Source organism: Lyngbya sp. CCAP 1446/10, from assembly GCF_026130175.1.
Taxonomy (GTDB): Bacteria; Cyanobacteriota; Cyanobacteriia; order Cyanobacteriales; family Microcoleaceae; genus Microcoleus.
On sequence record NZ_JAIGNI010000021.1, the window covers coordinates 1 to 19,689 of the forward strand.

13 protein-coding genes are annotated in these 19,689 nt (G+C 45.4%); 6 read left to right on the forward strand and 7 right to left on the reverse strand.

Annotated elements, in window-relative coordinates; all coding sequences use genetic code 11:
* Positions 1-1,266, reverse strand: a 1,266-nt coding sequence (locus tag K4039_RS11250; RefSeq protein ID WP_265235267.1) for an aminotransferase class I/II-fold pyridoxal phosphate-dependent enzyme, incomplete at its 3' end; no start/stop codon positions are given.
* A gap of 312 nt (positions 1,267-1,578) precedes the next feature.
* Here K4039_RS11250 and K4039_RS11255 point away from each other — a divergent pair.
* From K4039_RS11255 to K4039_RS11265, 3 genes are all read left to right on the forward strand, one after another.
* Entirely contained in the window at positions 1,579-1,827 is a 249-nt protein-coding gene (locus K4039_RS11255; protein ID WP_265235268.1) for a gamma-aminobutyric acid A receptor, epsilon-like protein, read from the forward strand.
* Between the two features lie 139 nt (positions 1,828-1,966).
* A complete protein-coding gene (ychF, locus tag K4039_RS11260; protein WP_265235269.1) occupies positions 1,967-3,058 on the forward strand; it encodes a redox-regulated ATPase YchF in 1,092 nt (363 codons plus the stop codon).
* A gap of 20 nt (positions 3,059-3,078) precedes the next feature.
* Positions 3,079-3,441 carry a phage holin family protein gene (locus K4039_RS11265; RefSeq protein ID WP_265235270.1) on the forward strand — a complete coding sequence of 121 codons (363 nt, stop codon included), beginning with the start codon at positions 3,079-3,081 and terminating at the stop codon, positions 3,439-3,441.
* 157 nt (positions 3,442-3,598) lie between these two features.
* Here the strand turns inward: K4039_RS11265 and K4039_RS11270 are convergent, their stop codons facing one another.
* On the reverse strand, positions 3,599-4,060 hold the full coding sequence (locus tag K4039_RS11270; protein ID WP_265235271.1) for a DUF3531 family protein: 462 nt from the start codon (positions 4,058-4,060) through the stop codon (positions 3,599-3,601).
* Positions 4,061-4,075: 15 nt separating this feature from the next.
* Positions 4,076-5,095 carry a Sll0314/Alr1548 family TPR repeat-containing protein gene (locus K4039_RS11275; RefSeq protein ID WP_375339797.1) on the reverse strand — a complete coding sequence of 340 codons (1,020 nt, stop codon included), beginning with the start codon at positions 5,093-5,095 and terminating at the stop codon, positions 4,076-4,078.
* 403 nt (positions 5,096-5,498) lie between these two features.
* Between K4039_RS11275 and K4039_RS11280 the strand changes: the two genes are divergently transcribed.
* Entirely contained in the window at positions 5,499-6,164 is a 666-nt protein-coding gene (locus K4039_RS11280) for an ABC transporter ATP-binding protein (RefSeq protein WP_265235273.1), read from the forward strand.
* Between the two features lie 289 nt (positions 6,165-6,453).
* Positions 6,454-7,194: a 16S rRNA (guanine(527)-N(7))-methyltransferase RsmG gene (gene rsmG, locus K4039_RS11285; protein WP_265235274.1), complete on the forward strand. Its 741-nt coding sequence runs from the start codon at positions 6,454-6,456 to the stop codon at positions 7,192-7,194.
* Positions 7,195-7,440: 246 nt separating this feature from the next.
* On the opposite strand, the gene K4039_RS11290 is transcribed toward rsmG, so the two are convergent.
* From K4039_RS11290 to rpiA, 3 genes are all read right to left on the reverse strand, one after another.
* A complete protein-coding gene (locus tag K4039_RS11290) occupies positions 7,441-8,196 on the reverse strand; it encodes a superoxide dismutase (RefSeq protein WP_265235276.1) in 756 nt (251 codons plus the stop codon).
* A gap of 216 nt (positions 8,197-8,412) precedes the next feature.
* A complete protein-coding gene (locus K4039_RS11295; protein ID WP_265235277.1) occupies positions 8,413-9,594 on the reverse strand; it encodes an aldo/keto reductase in 1,182 nt (393 codons plus the stop codon).
* A gap of 231 nt (positions 9,595-9,825) precedes the next feature.
* Positions 9,826-10,542, reverse strand: a complete 717-nt coding sequence (gene rpiA / locus K4039_RS11300) for a ribose-5-phosphate isomerase RpiA (RefSeq protein WP_265235278.1) — start codon at positions 10,540-10,542, stop codon at positions 9,826-9,828.
* Positions 10,543-10,756: 214 nt separating this feature from the next.
* Here rpiA and K4039_RS11305 point away from each other — a divergent pair, with 214 nt between their 5' ends.
* The gene (locus tag K4039_RS11305; RefSeq protein WP_265235279.1) at positions 10,757-15,205 is read left to right on the forward strand and encodes a tetratricopeptide repeat protein; all 4,449 of its coding nucleotides are present in this window, start codon (positions 10,757-10,759) and stop codon (positions 15,203-15,205) included.
* A 370-nt stretch (positions 15,206-15,575) separates the two neighbouring features.
* Here K4039_RS11305 and K4039_RS11310 read toward each other — a convergent pair whose 3' ends face one another.
* Positions 15,576-19,517 (reverse strand): PAS domain S-box protein, encoded by a 3,942-nt coding sequence (locus K4039_RS11310; RefSeq protein ID WP_265235280.1) that lies wholly within the window; start codon positions 19,515-19,517, stop codon positions 15,576-15,578.
* Positions 19,518-19,689 lie beyond the last annotated feature (172 nt).

Sequence of the window (19,689 nt, forward strand, 5' to 3'; positions counted from 1 at the left end):
GAGTGGGGGAGGGGAAAAATCTTGCTTCTTGCTTGTTGCTTCTTGCTTAAATATCGAGCTATTAAATCCGTTAAATCCCGCACATTGATCGCTGCCGAACTTGCTTTTTTCTGCTAAAACCGTGAAAGCTTTAACTAGATTTTCAATATCTGATTCTGTATTTCCCAAACTTATAATAAATGTTAAATGCTGCGGCATGGGAAGTTCTGCTGTGACTGCGAGTTCCGAGTGTAGAATTTCATCGGCTGCAAATCCTGTGATGCCTAAATCGGATACTTTTACTGTTAGCCTGGTTCTGTCTAAGGCTGCAAAACCTGGTGTGTTTAACGGTTCTAAAACTGACAATCCGGGAATTTGACTAATGTGCGATCGCGCTTTGTCTGCTAATAGTAAAGTTTCAGCCATTAATTCCTTGCCGTGGAGGGCCATTTGTTGGCGAGCCGCGTCTAATGATGCTAATAATAAGTAGCTGGGACTGGTGGATTGTACTAGCTGTAATGCTCGATCGAGTTTTTGGATATTTATCCGATCGCCCTTGACGTGCAGCATCGATGCTTGTGTCATTGCACCGAGGGTTTTGTGGATTGATTGTACCGTTAAATCTGCCCCGGCTGATAGGGCCGGTTCTGGTAAGTTTGGGTGAAAGTTAAAGTGCGCGCCGTGGGCTTCGTCTGCTAATAAGGGGATGTTGTATTGATGGGTAATTTTGGCGATCGCCCGCAAATCCCCGCAAACGCCGTGATAGGTTGGGTAGACGACCATGACTGCTTTCGCGTCGGGATGTTGTTTTAGGGCTGCTGCTGCGGCTTCTGGGGTGATGCTGTTGGCAATATCCCAGGTGCGATCGTACTCTGGACTGACAAAAATCGGAATTGCACCAGATAAGATTAAGCCTGAAATCGCCGATTGATGGATATTTCGAGGCAAGATAATTTTATCGCCGGGCCCGCAAGTCGCTACAATGGCGGCGATGATTCCGCCAGTCGAACCGTTTGCTAAAAAGCGAGTTGAGTCTGCTGCAAATGCTGCTGCTGCTAACTCTTGAGCTCGCGCAATTGCACCTTCTGGGTTGAAGAGATTGTCTAATTCCGGCAATTCCGGCAAATCTGAGCGAAATACTGCGGCACCGAATAAGTCCACTAGCTGCTGGGAGATGCCTTGTCCGCGTTTGTGTCCGGGGGCGTAAAATGGGCTGTGATGGTGGTTTGTGCGATCGCGCAGGGCATCTAATAGCGGTGTTTGTTGTTGAGAGTTTGGTGCTGACACACTTATACCATTTTAGATTTTATATTTTAGATTGGGGATGACTGACTGGATCTTCCCTACAGTTGCATTTTTTTTGAGAATTGTATTAATTTTGATTACTGTATTTGATATTTGGTTTAATACCGAAGGCATAGTTTCATGCGGGCGTAACAGTAAATTATAGCTATTTAGATAGATGTGTTACCCGCATTTTTTAGTTTAAATTATTAAAATAAAACAATACCACAACTTAGTTATTTTTGGTTTAATAAATAGCTAAAAGTGGCGACTAAATGTTTGTAAAACATCTCTTAAGCTGAGCGAAGCACTAACATGATTTTTCCCAACCCTACTCCATTTCCAGGCCCGCAAATTCCCGGTACCGAACCGGGGCTGCCGGAGATTCCCGCATCGCCACCGGTGCCGGGCCCCGTACCAGAACCGATTCCCGGCCCCGTACCAGAACCGGTACCTGCGCCAATTCCGCAGCCAATTCCCGCACCGGTGCCGGAAACTATACCTTATCCAATTCCTCAAACAGTTCCGGGGCCGATTCCTCAGACAATTCCTGAACCAATCTAAATTATGTAGGACTTACGCACATATTCCCGGTTTTTGGGGAAAATCTGGGTTTCTCACCCCGCGTCCGTAAGTCCTGTCCGATATATTGCTGATACTTATGATATTTTGAGACAGTGAAGTGATATGTTTCTAAATAGCTATGCTTACTGCCGGAATTGTCGGACTGCCTAATGTTGGCAAATCTACTTTGTTTAATGCTCTGGTTGCTAATGCCAAGGCGACTGCTGCTAATTTTCCTTTTTGTACGATCGAACCCAATACGGGTATCGTGGCAGTACCCGACGAACGGTTGAAGGTGCTGAGCAATATTGGTAATTCTGCCCAAACTGTGCCGACGCGGATGGAGTTTGTCGATATTGCGGGTTTGGTGAAGGGTGCGAGTCAGGGGGAAGGGCTGGGAAATCAGTTTTTGTCTCACATTCGGGCTGTGGATGCGATCGTCCATGTTGTCCGTTGTTTTGACGATGATGATATCATTCACGTTGCGGGTTCTGTCGATCCCCAACGAGATATTGACATTATCAATCTGGAACTGATTTTAGCAGATTTGGCTCAAATTGAACGCCGGCTCGATCGCACTCGCAAACAAGCCCGCAACAACAAAGAAGCTCAAGCAGAAGTGGACGTGCTTGAAAAGTTGGTTGTGGTTTTGAATGCAGAAAAACCAGTGCGCCAGTCCAGTTTAACTGACGAAGAAGCTGAATTAGTTAAAGGTTTAGAATTGTTAACAAACAAGCCGATTATCTATGCGGCTAACGTGTCTGAGGACGATTTGGGAACCGGAAATAGCTATGTCGAACAAGTGCGGGAAATAGCAGCTAAAGAAAATGCTAAGGTTGTCATAGTTTCGGCGCAAGTTGAGTCAGAATTGGTGGATCTGCCAGAAGAAGAACGGGCGGATTTCTTAGAATCTCTGGGCGTGAGTGAAGGTGGCTTAAAATCTTTGATTCGAGCTACTTACGACTTATTGGGTTTGCGGACTTATTTCACTAGCGGGCCGCAGGAAACTCGCGCTTGGACGATTATCGCCGGAATGTTAGCACCGCAAGCTGCAGGAGTGATTCACTCGGACTTTGAGCGGGGTTTCATCCGGGCCGAAACTGTGGCTTATGAAGATTTGGTTGCTACGGGCGCGATGAATGCTGCTAAGGAAAAAGGCTTAGTTCGCAGTGAAGGAAAACAGTATGTTGTACAAGAGGGAGATGTGCTGTTGTTCCGATTTAATGTGTAGTTTTTTCAGGAGATAAGCAAATGGATATCGTTTCGCTGGCAATTGCTTGGTTGGTAACATCGGTGAGCTTTTTTATTATTTCCAAGTTGCCCATCGGGGTGGACATTGACACTTTCGGAAAAGCGATGGTTTCGGCGGCAGTTTTTGGATTGCTGAATGCTTTGGTGCGGCCGCTTTTTGTGGTTTTTGGTTTTCCCTTTGTATTGGTAACTTTTGGTTTGTTTATGATTGTTATCAATGCTGCAATCTTTGGATTGGCTGCTTGGCTAGTCGAAGGGTTTCGCTTGCGATGGGGAATTTGGAGTGCTTTGTTGGGCGCTGTAGCCCTCGGTTTTATTAACTCTATTCTTTATCAGTTGTTGAGTACGCTGCCAAGTCGGTAGAGAAAGTAACGCGGAAGGGGCGGGTTTATCTGTCTTGTTAGCTATAGCAAATATCCCCGGCTAAACCCGCCCCTAATGACTAATGACTAATGACCAATGACCAATGACCAATGACCAATGACCAATGACCAATGACTAATGACCAATGACTAAAGACCTATGATGAGTAATTGTCAGGGATAAAAGCATCTCGACTGCGACTATTTTCCACAGGCCAGTCTGGATGTTCCCCGCCGATAATCAATTCTTCAACCGTCACGAATTCTTTGCTTAGTTGCTGGAAAACATTAATTAAAATATCGATGCCGATAGCGTCGCTAGTTCCTAAATCAAACCAACAGCGAGCCCAAGCACCTTGATACTCCATTTCTCCCATATTGTGCATCAAAGCCATCATGCTTTGGTCGGCTAGATTAACATCGTAATCCATGTCACTGATATCTAAGCCTTCATCTTGAACTTGCAAATTTTCTGCATTAAATCCTCCGAGTTTTCCCAAGAAAAACCAAGAGTCAAATACTTCTTCAACATACTGTTTTTCACCGTTTGAAGGCACGTTGCTAAACTTCAGCCAAATCCAGAGGTCAAAGGGGTTAAACTCGCGAAACTGTACTTTCATGGTGTTTTGGTATTTTTATAATGGTGGTAAAGCCGTCGGCCCCCAGATGCCATCTGCATCTCTAATTTTATCGCGCATTGGGTCGCAGTTGCGAGGTTGGCTGTCGAGACGGTTGCGGGTTTTGCACTGTTGAAAGAAGATTTCGGCTACTAAACTGCGCGGTAGTTGGTCTGGTTTTACTAAGGCTGCGTCGAAGTTTTGGCGGGCTTCTTCTAGTAGGGTTTTGTTGGTGTCTTTTCCCCTGGCTTGGGAAAACAAGATTTGTGCTTTGAGATAAAGAATTTCTGGATTGTTTGGTGTTTCTGCTAGGGATTTGTTGGCAAATTCTAGGGCGCGATCGTATTTTTTCAAGTCTCGATAGCCTACTGCCATGCCGCGATAAGCTAAGTAGCGGGGAGAAGCTTTTTCTTCGAGTCGTTTAATGGCTTCGCTGGGGTTGGAAAAGGGCAGGTTTGTGGCTAGCATTAAGTCCATGTAGCCTTTAAGCAGGTTGAGTTCTGGGTCGTTGGGAGCTATTTTTTCGGCTTCATCTAGGTATTGAAATACTACTCGCAGTTTGTTGAGTGCTTGGGGCGCGCCTTTGGCTGTTCCTTCTTGGGCTATGGCATTTGCTCCTTCTAGAAAGTGACCGACTGCTGTGTATAGGTTGCCGCGTAATGGGTTAGTTTTTGTCAAGTTTTCGCCTACTTCGCGGGTTTTTTGCGCGTAGGAATTCATCGACTTGAAGTCCTGCTCGATGTAGGATAGGGAGGCTGCCATTGCATAGGCTAGCGGCTCGTTTGGTTCGGCTAATAGTGCTTGTTGAACTTGGACTTTTGCTTGTTTGTAGTTTCCTTGTTCAAACATTGTTTTGAAGGCTGCTTCGGTGTTTGGCCCGATCGCCTGTGGGTTGCTGCTGCGAAAGGGATCCCCCGCTACTGCGGAGTTAATGCAGAGGCCCAGGACGATCGCACTTGCTCCCAGGGCGATCGCCCGCACTGTCTGTTTAGAATTTAACATTTGTTTCCCAAGCGATGCTAAAGGGTTTTTTGTCATGGTCAATTCCCACTCGTGTAATATAGTGTAAACTAGAAGCCTATGAGTTGCGTTCTCAGACGAAGAGAGCCGCGAGCAAAAAAAGAATTGAATTTACTTGATTTTTTCCGGCTGTTGCGGTATATTTTAATAATGGGATTGTGATTAATTATTTATGAATAGACGCATTTCCCTTATTAAAATATACCATGAAACAAGTTAAAAGTCAAACGCCAAAGCTCGAAAAAAACGGAAAAATTTTGTAAAGATTTATGTAAATTTTATGTAAAATCATTTTGGGCGATCGGCACGATTTAAAAACAGCCTTAACTATTAATAGCACAACCAGAAGCTGAGGGATACAAGATTCCCAATTCCCAATTCCCAATTCCCAATTCCAGATTCCCAATTACCAATTGCGTTAATGCTTTATCTAAAAAACTTAGTTTATCATCCTACAGCCTGTCCGAATGCTATTCTTAAAAATGTTAACTTAGAACTGCCATCGCAGCAAATGGGGCTGATTGTAGGTCGTAGCGGTTCCGGCAAAAGTACGCTATTAGAAATATTAGCAGGTTTAGCAGAAAAAACCAGCGGCGATATCCGCTGGCGCGAACAAGAATTAACACCGGAACACTTGCAACAGTTAGGAGGTTTAGTGTTCCAGTTTCCAGAAAGGCATTTTTGCGGAGGCACAATTTTAGAAGAATTGCGGTTGGGCCATCCTGAATTGGGACAAGAACAAATTAACTCAGCAATGGCAGAAGTGGGACTCGGACATTTGCCACTGAAGGCTTCCCCGCACGCTTTGAGTGGTGGACAACAGCGCCGGGTAGCCCTGGCGGTGCAGCTAATTCGCCAGCCGCATTTGCTGCTTTTGGACGAACCGACGGCGGGTTTGGATTGGTCGATGCGCCGGCAGTTGGTAAGCTTGTTGGGTAAGTTGAAAAGTCACTGGACTTTGTTGATTGTCACTCACGATGCTAGCGATTTGTTGGGCGTTGCTGATAAATTTTGGACTTTAGACCACGGGGATTTGCAAGAGGTCGATCGGGCTAAGTTAGAAGCTAAGGAAACGAGTTTTGTTTAGGTATTTTTTAGGTTTGACTCGATTTTACGGCGAATAGAATTCGCGCCTACACAAACAATGTCCGCCTGCGCGGACTGAATAAAAGAGTAGAAATAAAATTCGCATTTAGCTCTTCTCCTATCCAATTGCTAGGGATAAACAAAAGGTTCGTAGTGAGGACTTTAGTCCTTCTTGATGCGGACTAAAGTCCTCACTACGAACCTGTCTTAGAAAAAAATGGTGAATATAATTTACCTGCGAAACGAATTCAGCCGATTATAACGGCATATAAAAGTTACAAGAGAATCAGATGAATGAGATTGAAATGCCCGTGTTGCCTGAAATGAATGAGTTGTGGCAACAAACGCTGAATTGGCAGCCGAATGAGTCGCAGCAGCAACAATTTCAGCGGCTTTATGAGTTGATTGTTGAGGGAAATCGTTCCTTGAATTTAACTCGAATTACTGAGCCTGTTGAGTTTTGGGAAAAACATTTGTGGGATTCTCTGCGGGGAATTTCGAGACTGTTGCCAGCTAATCAAAATTTGGCGGAAAATAACGATTCTCCCGCTGAATCGGTGTTGAAAGCGATTGATATTGGGACTGGTGGCGGTTTTCCGGGTTTGCCGATCGCGATCGCCCTGCCGGATTTATCTGTCACCTTGCTCGATTCGACTCGCAAGAAAATTACTTTCTTGGATACTGTTTTGCCGTCTTTAGGGATCACAAATGCTGTGACTTTGCTGGGTAGAGCCGATGAAATTGCCCGACAGTTGCCGCAACAAGCTTACGATTTAGCTCTTCTGAGGGCTGTTGGTGCCGCTTCTGTGTGTGCTAAATGCGCCCTGCCACTGCTGAAAAATAATGGTTTGGCTGTACTTTACCGGGGGAATTGGACGGCGGAGGAAGAGACGGATTTGCAAAGTGCGATCGAGCGTTTGGGCGGCACCGTCGAGTCAGTCGAATCATTCACAACGCCGACGAGTCAGGGCGCGCGCCACTGCGTTTACTTGCGGAAAACTGTACAGCAGTTCGATCGCCCCATTCTATAGTAGGGACATGGCACTGCCCATTAGTGTCAACTTAAGCCTGAAAACCTTTGTATCTCTCGTTTTTAGCAGAGGCCAGATCCCCCTAAATCCCCCTTAATAAGGGGGACTTTGAGAATGCTCTTGTCCCCCCCTTCTTAAGGGGGGCTAGGGGGGATCTGGCCTGGTAAACAGCAGTCTGTAACTACGTTTGACGTTAAGTTGACACCTATGGGCACTGCCGTGTCCTGTATTTGATCTAATTGAAAACTAACCGATCGCCTTTTCGTAGCGCTTGTTAACTTCCGTCCAATTAACCACATTCCACCAAGCTTTCAAATAGTCGGCGCGGAGGTTTTGATAGTTGAGATAATAAGCGTGTTCCCAAACATCATTGCCCATGATTGGATAGTTGCCATCCATGAAAGGAGTGTCTTGATTAGCAGTAGTTGCAATCTCTAGTTTGCCTGCTTTATTGCGAACCAGCCAAACCCAACCACTGCCAAAACGCTTAGTACCGGCCTCATTAAATTTGGCTTGAAAATCCTCAACACTACCGAAATTTTGCTTAATTGCTGTGGCAATTGCGCCAGTAGGTTCGCCGCCGCCTTTAGGACTCATGATTTCCCAAAACATACTGTGATTGAGGTGTCCGCCGCCGTTATTTCGCACGGCTGTGCGAATATCTTCCGGTACTTTGCTCAAATCTCTGAGCATATTTTCCGCACTAATATCTTTAAGTTGCGGGTGTTTGCTGACAGCTTCGTTGAGGTTTTTAACGTAGGCGGCGTGATGTTTATCGTGGTGAAATTGCATTGTCCGCGCGTCGATGTGCGGTTCTAAAGCGTTGTATTCGTAAGGCAGAGGTGGCAGTGTAAAAGGCCCTGGAGTTTGAGCTATTTTTGTGTCTTTGGGGGCTGAACTTGCTTGCACTACATTATTTCCTGATGCTTGGCAAGCACCTAGGGTAATAGCTCCGACGCTAGCTGTCAGCAAATACAAGAAATCTCGGCGTTTGAGAGTCATAAAAGATACCTAAGTTGATTATTAACTGTTCGCTCTCAGATTAAAGCAAAATGGGAGGGAGTTTGGAAAAAAAGTTATATCGCCCGAATGGATGAGACGGATGGGTGATGGTTGTGAGAGTTTTTTCAGTATACGCTAATTGTGTGCGCCTGAGTCAAACTCATGTGTTCCGGTTAACTAACCCGATTTCTTTGTTGAAACCGGGTTTTTTTTAGATTATTCTTGGGAAAGACGCTGCACGGATTCGCCTCCAAAAAGCCGATCTGCTGCTTGCAGAATACCGGGTATTTTGGCAGCGTGGGGGCTGTGGGCGAGACAACGGCGCAAGTCTAATTCATGGAGGCGATCGGCTTTTTTGCCAGGAAACCAGTGGCTGGCGTTACCCAAAAGGTTGTAGCGCATCTTGCAATAGTCGATCGCATCGTAAGCATTCGCCAAATTCCACAGCCACAAAATCACTCGAATGTTAACCTCTCCGGGAGTATTTTCGATAGTTGGTAAACCGACATCCCAAGTCTTAAACCAATCTTCTCCTAATTGATCAATCGCTGCCTTTTCCAACCTTGCTAATATCGGCGGCAACAATTCATCGGCTTTATCTAACAATTCTACAGCTTTCAGATGCTCGTTAAAATCTTCAGGTTTGGCAGCACCTAAACTCAAAGTATGTACATGAGGGTGCGACAAACAAAACAAATCATTAAACACCATCGGACTCAGAGGATAGCACAAATCAACCAATTTTTGCGATGGGTTGTAGAGTTGACCGCCTTTGTCAGAAGGGCTGATAATAAAAACGCCCATGTCGTGACGTTTTGCCGCTTCAATTGCGGGCAAATTAATTTGATTGATGTAGTACCAATGCAAGTTAATATAATCAAATTGATTGGTTTCAATGGTTTTGACAATCACATCCGTCGGCCCGTGAGTTGCAAAACCAATAAACCGAACTTTGCCTTCTGCTTGCAATTGTTTAGCAACATCCATGCAGCCGCCGGGACGCATGGATTCCTCTAGCAATTCCCACGTATTAATGCCGTGTAAAGAAAATAAATCGACGTATTCTAGTTGCAAATAAGCTAAGGATTTATTAAATTCTTCGCGAAACTCCTGGGAGTTGGCTTGGGGATTTACTTTAGTTTGAACTATCAATTGTTCGCGTGGAAACTGGGGCAAAATCAAGCCCAACTGCATCTCGGAAGTGCCGTAACCGCGAGCAGTTTCTATGTGATTGATGCCGCATTCGATAGAATAGCGAATTGTGGCTTCTACATTTTGTTGATTGTCTGGTGGAATCTCATTTGCTGGCACGTCTTGCCATTTGTGGTGATATCTCATGCCGCCGCAGGAAAAGACGGGCATGGATAATTCTGTGCGGCCGAATCTGCGATATTGCATGATCAAAAAGAGGGAAGAAGGAAGAAGGAAGAAGGAAGAAGGAAGAAGGAAGAAGGAAGAAGGAAGAAGGAAAGCATCGGCATTCATTATACCTGTTACATTCCCTCGTCATAACAGGAAAATATCTGCGTTTATCTGTGTTTATCTGCCTTGTATCTGCGGTTGACCTCTTAATCTAAGATTTATGGAAAAGGTCTAGTCAACTGGTGCGCATTGCGCACCCTACAATAACTATTTAGAAATTTCCCGCACTACGGGTTTACCGTCTTTGATTTCGCCGACTAAAACCAAATCTGTACAGTTAACAAACAAGCCATTTTCTAACACGCCGGGAATATTATTCAAAGTTTTTTCTAATTCCGCAGGATTGTCAAGGTTGTCAAATTGAACGTCTATTACCATGTTACCTTGGTCGGTAATTACTGGGCCTGCTTTTCTGATTCCCATGCGGAGTTCTGGTTTGCCTCCCAACTTTTCGATAGCGCGAGTAACGGGGGTGATTGCCATCGGTATAACTTCGATGGGTACGCGAAAAGTCGAACCCAATTTATCGACCATTTTGGAACTGTCAACTACTACAATAAATTGAGCGGCGAGACAATCGACAACTTTTTCGCGGGTGTGCGCCGCGCCGCCACCTTTAATTAAGTTGAGGTGGGGATCGACTTCATCAGCGCCGTCTATAGCTACGTCAATTCTGTCAATTTCGTCGAGGGTTGTCAGCGGTACTCCGTATTGTTTGGCTAATACTTCTGATTGAAAGGATGTCGGGACTCCTTTGATATCTTTGAGTTTTCCTGATTTTATGCGATCGCCCAACGCTTGAATAGTATAAGCTGTAGTTGACCCCGTGCCGAGTCCGACAATCATACCTGATTTTACGCGATCGGCTGCTGCAAAGCCGACTTGCTGTTTCATCAATTTTACGGGATCTTGTTCTGTGGTCATGTTCGGTATTCCTCAATAGCTTTAAGATTATATCATTTATTATGGATTTATTTAACCGCAGAGAACGCAGAGAACGCAGAGAGGAAGAAGCAGAAGAGACGGCACTCGCAAATTGTTTCAAGTGGGAAATTCTCTCTTTATTCTCTGCGCCCTCTGCGCCCTCTGTGGTTAAACAAAAAAAATCTAGTTCACAAATCGGCGGATAATTGCCATAATGAAAATCGGTTTTCTGGATACCTACACTTGGGATTATAATATTGAAACTCCTTATCGCGAACCTTTGGGCGGCACTCAGTCGGCTATTTGTTATTTGGCTGAGGCGTTGGCTGCGCTGGGAAACGAGGTATTTTTACTTAACAATACTTCCGAGTCTGGGATGTGGCGCGGTGTTGATTGCAGGCATCGGGTAGGGGATAAAGCTAATTTAGAATTGCTGCGATCGCTCGATTTTTTAGTTATAGTCAATATAGTCGGCAAAGCGCTGGAAATTAAGCCGCTTTTGGGCAAACATACTAAGTTAATTTTGTGGATTCATAACGAACCTGGCTTTGTCTTTCTTGAGAATTTTAATAATTATCAAGAAATTAATGCTTGCAATGCGTTTGTTTTTGTCAGCGACTGGCAGCGCGAGCAATTTCACGCTCGTTTTGGGCTTGACTGGAATCGCAGTTATGTTTTAAGAAATGCGATCGCACCTTGTTTTACTAACATTTTTCCCGATAATATTTCAATTCTATCTCAAAAATCTCTGCCGCCAATTATAGCTTACACTAGCACTCCTTTTCGCGGATTAGATATTTTATTAAAAGTCTTTCCCGAAATTCGTCAAGCTGTCCCCGGCACCAGATTGAAAGTATTTTCGAGTATGAAAGTACACCAAATAGATGACAATGATAACGAGCTTTTTTTCGGTAAACTTTACCAAGAGTGTCAGGCAACAGAAGGCGTCGAGTACGTCGGTTCCGTACCGCAACCCGAACTCGTCCGGCAACTGCGTTCAGTCGCGGTTTTAGCTTACCCGAATACCTATTTGGAAACGTCATCGATTGCCGTGATGGAGGCGATGGCTAGTGGTTGCCGGATTGTGACGAGTGATTTGGCGGCTTTGCCGGAAACAACGGCTGGATTTGCGCGTCTAGTTTCCATATCAGGGGTAGAAAATTTAGCATCTGTGACTAATTGGAAGCGTGCCGGCCAACCGGATTGGGAGGGATATACCAGGCGGTTTGTTGAGGCGATAGTCGAAGTTTTAAAAGAGTGTACTGGTGCAGGCGGCGCAACTGCTGAAACTGAGCTGAGACAGCAGGTAGAATATATAAATAGAGGGTGTATTTGGTCTGGACGAGCCAGAGAGTGGGTAGAATGGTTGAATAGTATTAGTGTAAAACCTGTAAGAGTGGCAGAGCAAATGATAACAGAGTTTTTGGTGGATTTAGAATCAGCTCAAGCATATTTTGTCAAGGGAAATCGCCTGAAAGATACAGGAGATATCGGTGGCGCAATCGAGAATTATCAGAAGGCTTTAGAGTGCAATCCCAAAGATGCGGAAGTTCATAAGAAGTTGGCGGAAGTTTATGTTTTGCAAGGAGAATTTGACCGGGCGATCGCCCAATGTAACCTCGCCATCAAATTTCAACCGAATTTTGCGGCCGCTTATTTGACAATGGGCAATACTCTGCACGCTCAAAACCATCTGGAAATGGCGATTCAAGCTTACTTGCAAGCTTTAGAAATTCAGCCAGAATTTGCCGAAGCTAGTGCGAATCTCGGCAGTATGTATTACAAGTTGGGGCAATTGGCAGAGGCGGCAATTGCTTACCAAAAAGCTGTTGCTATTAATCCCCGTTTGTGCTCTGTTCATTTGATGCTAAGCAGCGTTTTACAGCAGCAAGGAAAGTTAGATGCAGCAATTTCTTGCTGTCAAAAAGTGCTACAAATGCAACCGCGAGATGCCAGCGCTGCGGAGAAATTATCGAGTTTAATCGCCCAAAAACAGCGGGAAACTACCGACAGCAAATTTCTCGAATTAGAAACGGAATCTGACGAGCAAAAACCAGTATCTGTCAACAAAGATGAAGGCTATGGATTGCAGCCTTCGAGTATCAATTTGCCGCCAGCGCCCACTCCTGAAAATTTAAATACTCCGTTTACCAACCCTGCTGAAATTTCCGAACAAGTTACTTCGCTGAATGTTCCAGATAGCACACAAGTTGCTAATTTTCAAGCAGTAGAACAGTACAAAAAACTGGCAGAAAACTTTTTAGTTAAAGGTAAAATTCAAGAGGCAATCGCTGCGTGCCACCAAGCGATCAAAATTCGACCTGATTATATCCATGCTTACGTAACTTTAGGCAATGCTTTGCAAGCGGGAGGCAAAATTGAAGCTGCGATTAGATCCTATTCTCAAGCCCTAGAATTGCAGCCAAATTTTGCGGAAGTGCGCGCCAATATCGGCAGTATGTATTTCAAAATGGGGCGTTTGGAAGAGGCGATCGCACATTACCAACAAGCCATCGCCCTGAGTCCTGATTTAGCGGGTGCTCACTGGAATTTAGGCAAAGTATATCACAAACATGGCAACGTCGAAGCTGCGATCGCCTGTTTTCAAAGAACATCCGAACTTAACCCGCAGCTTGTCGGCGCTGACTTCCACTTTAACTTAGGCAATCGGCTTTTCACTCAAGGAAAGCGCGACGAAGCTGTCGAAAGCTACGAAAAGGCGATCGCCCTTAAACCAGATTGGGCAGAGGCCTATGGTAACATCGGCAGCGCGCGATCGCAACAAGGCAATCTCGATGCCGCCATCACTTCCTACCAGAAAGCCGTAGCCCTCAAGCCGGAATTAGAAGTGCTGCACTTCAATTTAGCCAATTCTTTCATGCAGCAATACAAGTACGAAGAAGCGATTACTAATTACCAAAATACTCTGAAAATTAAGCCCGATTGGCCGGAAGTTCACGCGAACCTCGGCAGTTGTTTTTCCATGCAGGGGCGGCTGGAAGAAGCTTTAGCCAGCTATCAGCAAGCTTTGACACTAAAACCGGATTGGGCAGAGGTTTACTGCCGGATGGGACACATTCAGAAGCAGGATAAGCCGTTGGATGCGATCGCATATTTTGAAAAGGCGATCGAATGCAACCCCAAATACAGCGAAGCCCACCAACAACTGTGCGACTTACTAAGCCACTCCACCAACCTCGCCAGAGCCCGCAGCGTCGCCGACAAATACTGCGAATTTTGCGGCGACAATGCCCCAGTCATGTCAGCCACAGCCTACGTTTTTTCCTACCTCCAATCAGGAGTTAGCAAACAGGCAATTCAAAAACTAGAAGAAATCGAAAAACTCTGCTACGAAAAAGTCGAAACCTTTAGTGTTATCGAACTCAAACTGCTTTACGAAATCTTCCTGTTTGCAGTTTCCCACCTACGAGATCACCGTGAAAAAAATGCCAGTTTCTACCGACTAATTGCCAAAGAATACTACCAAAAAGCCGTCCCGTTGCGGCAGCAACCCAACAGAATCAAATCCGCAAATTACCTCACAAAACAACAGCCATTAAAAATCGGCTTCCTTTCCAAACACTTCCGCCGCCACTCAGTAGGTTGGTGCAGCGAAGCCTTAATTCGCGAATTAAGCCGCATCACCCCCCACGTTCACCTTTATGTAACAGGTAAACTCAACCGAGATGAAGTTACGCAACGGTTTGAAGATATGGCCGGCAAGTTTTACTGGCCGAAAAAATATCCCAACGGCTTTGCTGACGGTGGCGAAATCCTCGCCGAAGTAGTACAAGACGATTTGGATGTTTTGATAGATTTAGACTCGATGACAGTCCCGACAAATGTCGAAGTGCTGTATCAATATCCGGCGGGGATTTGCGTTTCTTGGCTGGGATTCGACGCGCCCTATATTTCGGATAATCACTATTTTCTATGCGACGAACATACTCACCCCCCAGGTGTTGATCAAAATTACTTAGAACAGTTAGTGAGATTGCCTAATTGTTCGGTAGCAATTGGCGAATTGCAAAGCATTCCTGTGAATCGAGAGGCGATTAGAAATGCTCTGGGGATTGGCTTGGATCAAATGGCTTATCTCTGTGTTGCGCCAGGGAGAAAAACTAATCCTGAAATGGTGCAAGCTCAAGTTAGAATACTTAAGGAAGTACCAGATAGTATGTTGATTCGCAAGGGCCAAGGCGATCCAGATATTATTCACAGCACTTATCGGGAAGAATGCGATATTCAGGGAGTAGATTTTGCTCGAATTAAGTTTATCGGCCAAACTAGAAGTGAAGAGGAACATCGCGCTATTTATTATGTAGCTGACGTGCTGTTAGATTCCTATCCTTATAATGGTGGGACTCACAATTTAGAGGCTTTGTGGGCGAATTTGCCAGTGGTAACTAGATCCGGCGACCAATATCTTTCACGGATGGGTTATGCTTTTCTAAAAAGTGCAAATCTTGATGTGGGTGCGGCTTGGAGTTGGGAGGAATACACGCAGTGGGGAGTTAAGTTTGGCCGCGATGCTGGTTTGAGAAATGCGGTGAAACAGCATTTGATTAAGTCTAAACTGCCAGAAAATCTTGCGCCTTTGTGGAATCCTAAACAATTAGCCCAGGATATGTATGAGGTGTTTCAAAAACTGTTAGCTAAATAGGTGGGGAATTGGGAATTGGGAATTGGGCATTGGGCATTGGGCATTGGGCATTGCTGCTATAGCAATCCCTCATCAGTTGCCAACTCCTTTCTTTCTTCTCTTCCTCTGTGCCCTCTGCGCCCTCTGCGGTTCAAAAAAAAGAGATATCAGGTAGAGAAAAGCGATTTCTGGATATTTTTACCCACCAGTAAAGTTTTGTAACAATATTCGTGAAAATGCGTAAAAACTCCGCGCCGAGTCTGATAAATAAATGCTGATTCATAGTACCGCGATCGCACTGACCTTATGCCGGTTAGGGCGATCGCTTTTTTTACTAAGCCGTCAACAGTCAACCGTCAACAGTCAACAGTCAACCGTCAACCGTCAACCGTCAACTGACTACTCGATCGCGCCCGCCAGACTTAGCCCGATACAGCGCCTTATCAGCAGCTTCAATCAGCATCTTCGGCGAATTTTGACCTTCAGAAATCGTCGCCACCCCCATGCTGAGAGTCACACAATCGGTGACAACGGACTTGAGGTGGGGAATTGCTAAAGCTTTGACGCGCTGGCGGATTCCCTCAGCAAAAGCCTGTGCAGCCGCGATATCCGTATTTGGCAAAATTACCCCAAATTCCTCGCCACCGTACCTAGCAGCCAAATAAAGGCGTTCTGCGGGTGCGTTCGTGCAACAATCCCCGATCGCCCTCGCCACTTGTTGCAAACAAGCATCCCCAGCCTGGTGGCCGTAGTTGTCGTTATAAAGTTTAAAACAGTCAATATCGCACATGATCAAAGATAGCGGTTCCGAACTGCTCGATAGTTCCCATTCGCGGTTAATCACCTCGTCAAACCGGCGGCGGTTAGCTAGCTGAGTCAGACTGTCCAAATTCGCCAACCCGTCCAACCGCTGGTTAGCAACAGCTAACTGCTGGTAAAGTAAAGATTGTTCGATCGCGATCGCCACTTGAGTAGCCAACTGACTCAGCAAATCCATGTCAAACTGCTGCCACTCGCGGGGTCCCGAACAGTGGTGGGCAATCATTAAACCCCACAGTTTCGGCACTTGACAAGAAGGATTACCGTCACGGTGTTCCATTCCCTGCTGCACAATAGGCACCACCAAATTCGCCTTCACCTGACACTGGGCCAAAAAATTGACGTGACACTTGGTCAAATTAGAACCCTGAATATCCTCTATGGCGCGAATGCGGCCGTTTAAATACTGTCCGATGTAAGTATTAGCAAAACAGCAATCGTCAATTCCCATCCCCTTCAGTGGCATCCATCCTTCTCCAACCGACTCCACCACCACATCTCCGTTCCAATCTGGGCGGAACCGGAAAAGAATCACCCGATCCGTTGCCAAAAACTCCCGCACTTCCGCTACTGTAGTGTTGAGAATCTCTTGGAGATCGAGAGAAGAACGGATGCGTGATTGAATCTGCGCGATCAAGCGTTCCCGTTCTATTTGTTGCCGCAGCGCGACTTGGGCTTGCTTACTGTGAGTAATGTCCCGACCTTCCGGCAGCAACAATACTATTTTGCCAGTTTCGTCCGCCACCGGTTTGAGAGAAAAATCGATAGTTGCCGTGCGGTTTGCACCTTGAACTTCCACTTCATAGCGGACAAATTCACCTTTTGCCGATCGAGAAATCGCCTCTTGCAACTGTTCCCGAACTTCCTGAGAAACTCCCCACCAAGGCCCCTGCCAAAACGGACGATTTGCCACATCCCGCAGCTTAATTCCCGCAAAATCCAGAGAAGTTTGGTTAGCTTCCAGTAGAGTGCCGTCCGGTTTCAACAAGCTGACAAATTGGAACGAAGAATCAAAAATTGCCCGAAAGCGCCGTTGAGAATCTCCCAACATTGCCGTCACCTTTTCACGAGAAGTAATATCGCGGAAGCGCCACACCCTGCCAATAATATTTTGTCCGACTCGAATCGGCTGCGTGTAGCGCTCAAAAGTCCGTCCGTCTTTAAAATCGAGAATATCGCAGCCATTAGACTCCGCATCGCTATAAATTTCTTTAACTCTCTGCAAAAAATCCCTCGGATCTTTAACTTGCTTAGTAAGAAATGTCAGCCGCACCGTTCTATCCAGCGAGTTTCTAACTTCTTCATGAATCCCCCACATTTGAACTAATTTTTCGTTAAAACTAATTAATTCTCCGCTGGTAGTAACGGCAAGAATGCCGTCTGCTGTTGCTTCCATAGTAGCGTGCAACAAAGAGCGCGAACGCTCTAATTCTGCTGCGATTAATTTGCGTTCCGTGAGGTTTCGCACTGCTTTAACCTGCACCAAACGACCTTCGTAAACTACGAATTTGCTGCGCACATCAGCAGGAAAAGCAGTTCCGTCCCGCCTGAGAAAAATCGCTTCACAGACGGTATTGCTGGCTGCGGAAATCATTTGCGGTGCCACTTTGTAAGATTTCGGCGATAGCAGTTCCAGCAAGCTCATTCCCACCATTTCCGCAGGTTCGTAAGCAAACAGCTTAGCAAAATTGCTGCTGACGCTCAAAATTGTGTCGCGGTCAGCGACGGCAACTGCTTCAAAATAAGCTTCACATTCGAGCAATTGTGCTGCTGTGTTGCCGCCACTCCCCCCGGCATAGCTGTTGTTGATTAGCTGTTGCATTTGCATATTTGCCGAGTACAGAGCGGCCATTGCCTGCCGATACATAGCAGTGCGTTTCTCGACTTTTTCAGTGAGGCGAGCGCGATTTTCTCGCAGTTCTCTTTCGACTGTAATTAAATCCGTAATATCTACTGCAAATACGATCACGCCAGCCACTTGCCCTGAGTCGTCACGGTAAGGTATTGTATCTGTCCGCACCCAGCATTTTTGACCGGAGGAAGTTGGCAGCAGTTCGACTTTTCCCAGTTTAGGAACGCCGGAATTGATTACTTCCAAATCTTCTAAATAATATTGCTCTGCTTCGTCTGGATAGATTTCATAAAAAGATTTTCCTTCTAGTTGATTTGCTGGAAAACCTCTCGATGCAGCGGCGGCTTTGTTAATTCGCAGCAGGCGGCTTTCCGTATCTTTGTACCAAATCATCGCCGGCACGGAATCAAAAATAATTTGCTGTTCTTGCTGCTGCTGACGCATTTCTGCTTCTGCTTGTTTTCTTTTAATTATTTCTTTTTGTAGTTTTTCGTTAGCTTTTTTGAGTTCGGAAGTGCCTGTTTCTACTGTTTTTTCTAATTGATCGTAGTATTTTTTCAGCAAGTTTTGATGCTGTTCGCGTCGGATTTCTTCTAGTTTCAATCTTTCGCTAGCCTCCCAACTTTCCGATACAAAGTCTGCTAAAATTTGGCTGAATTCCTGTTCTTCTTCCGTCCACTCGCTGCCAGAATTTTCCCGTTCTACTCTGACAATTCCCGCCATTTTGCCTGCTAGCATAATAGGTAAGTGCAACAGGGAAGGAGAGCCTTGATCGGCAAAATAAAGACTGGCAAATTCTCGCGTTATCGGGTCATTTTCTGCTGCCACGGTTGCGATCGCACTTGCGGATTTTAAAGCTTCAAAATATGCCTGACAGTCGGCTGCTGTGACGATTATTTGTACGGAATGGAGTTGAGTATTTTGTTCGTAAAGGTCGATGCAGTGAAGCTGCGTTTTGTCTTCGCCGTACAGCCAAATGCTGGCTCGATCGCAGTTTAAAATATTGACAGCCGTTTCTGTGACTTCGCGGATAAATTCTTCTAGATTGTTGCGTTCTTTAAGTTGACTTTTGGCTAATTTTGCGATCGCCAAAGCTGAACGGTGCCAATTGTCCTGAGAGTTTGGTGGCGCTGCGGAGGGCGAAGTGGCTTTAATTTCTTCGCAAACTAACAGTACAACCGGCTTTTGGAAATTGGCAACTGAGCGACCATCGGTATTTTCCTCTATTTTCCATTCTACCCCAGGCATGGCGCGCGCGGTTGTTTTTACCCAGATAATCCTGCCGTCTTTGCAAGTCAAGCCGCCTTCCCAACAGGCCACTTTTGGAGTTGACGTGCCGTTTTTCGGGTGAACCAATCTCGCAAATTCTGACTGCATCTTCTCTTGATCTTGGCAGTAAAAGATGTTAAAAATTGAATGACAAATTAATTCCTGCGACCTGTAGGCGAGGCGATACTGGCCGAATTGATTGAGCGAAAAAACTCTTCCCAAAGCATCTAGAACGAAATAAATGCCCGGAAAATTGTCGTAGAGAGTTTGATACCAATCCTGTTCGACTTGTTTGTTGGACAAAACTTTCGTGACTGCGAGAGCGTCGCCCGTGCCTGTCAAGTGAGAATTGTTGGTTTCTGGGTTGCTTGAATTACTTTTTTTAGCAAACACTTTTAGGTTAACTCGACTGTAATTAATTTTACTTTCTGGAATTTAACTTTCTTTTGAAACTAAATTCAACCTTTTATTTCAAAAAATTACAACTTGTAACAAAATTACAACTTGTCCAGCGCGTTGGTTTTCGCTTCCCAATGCAACCCCCGTATTTGTTTGTAATTGGTAA

What these genes read in the sequence shown, in the direction of transcription:
- K4039_RS11255 (WP_265235268.1), top strand. Translation starts at nt 1,579, where the DNA reads ATGATTTTTCCCAACCCTACTCCATTTCCAGGCCCGCAAATTCCCGGT.
- ychF (WP_265235269.1), top strand. Translation starts at nt 1,967, where the DNA reads ATGCTTACTGCCGGAATTGTCGGACTGCCTAATGTTGGCAAATCTACT.
- K4039_RS11265 (WP_265235270.1), top strand. Translation starts at nt 3,079, where the DNA reads ATGGATATCGTTTCGCTGGCAATTGCTTGGTTGGTAACATCGGTGAGC.
- K4039_RS11270 (WP_265235271.1), bottom strand. Translation starts at nt 4,060, where the DNA reads ATGAAAGTACAGTTTCGCGAGTTTAACCCCTTTGACCTCTGGATTTGG.
- K4039_RS11275 (WP_375339797.1), bottom strand. Translation starts at nt 5,095, where the DNA reads ATGACAAAAAACCCTTTAGCATCGCTTGGGAAACAAATGTTAAATTCT.
- K4039_RS11280 (WP_265235273.1), top strand. Translation starts at nt 5,499, where the DNA reads ATGCTTTATCTAAAAAACTTAGTTTATCATCCTACAGCCTGTCCGAAT.
- rsmG (WP_265235274.1), top strand. Translation starts at nt 6,454, where the DNA reads ATGAATGAGATTGAAATGCCCGTGTTGCCTGAAATGAATGAGTTGTGG.
- K4039_RS11290 (WP_265235276.1), bottom strand. Translation starts at nt 8,196, where the DNA reads ATGACTCTCAAACGCCGAGATTTCTTGTATTTGCTGACAGCTAGCGTC.
- K4039_RS11295 (WP_265235277.1), bottom strand. Translation starts at nt 9,594, where the DNA reads ATGCAATATCGCAGATTCGGCCGCACAGAATTATCCATGCCCGTCTTT.
- rpiA (WP_265235278.1), bottom strand. Translation starts at nt 10,542, where the DNA reads ATGACCACAGAACAAGATCCCGTAAAATTGATGAAACAGCAAGTCGGC.
- K4039_RS11305 (WP_265235279.1), top strand. Translation starts at nt 10,757, where the DNA reads ATGAAAATCGGTTTTCTGGATACCTACACTTGGGATTATAATATTGAA.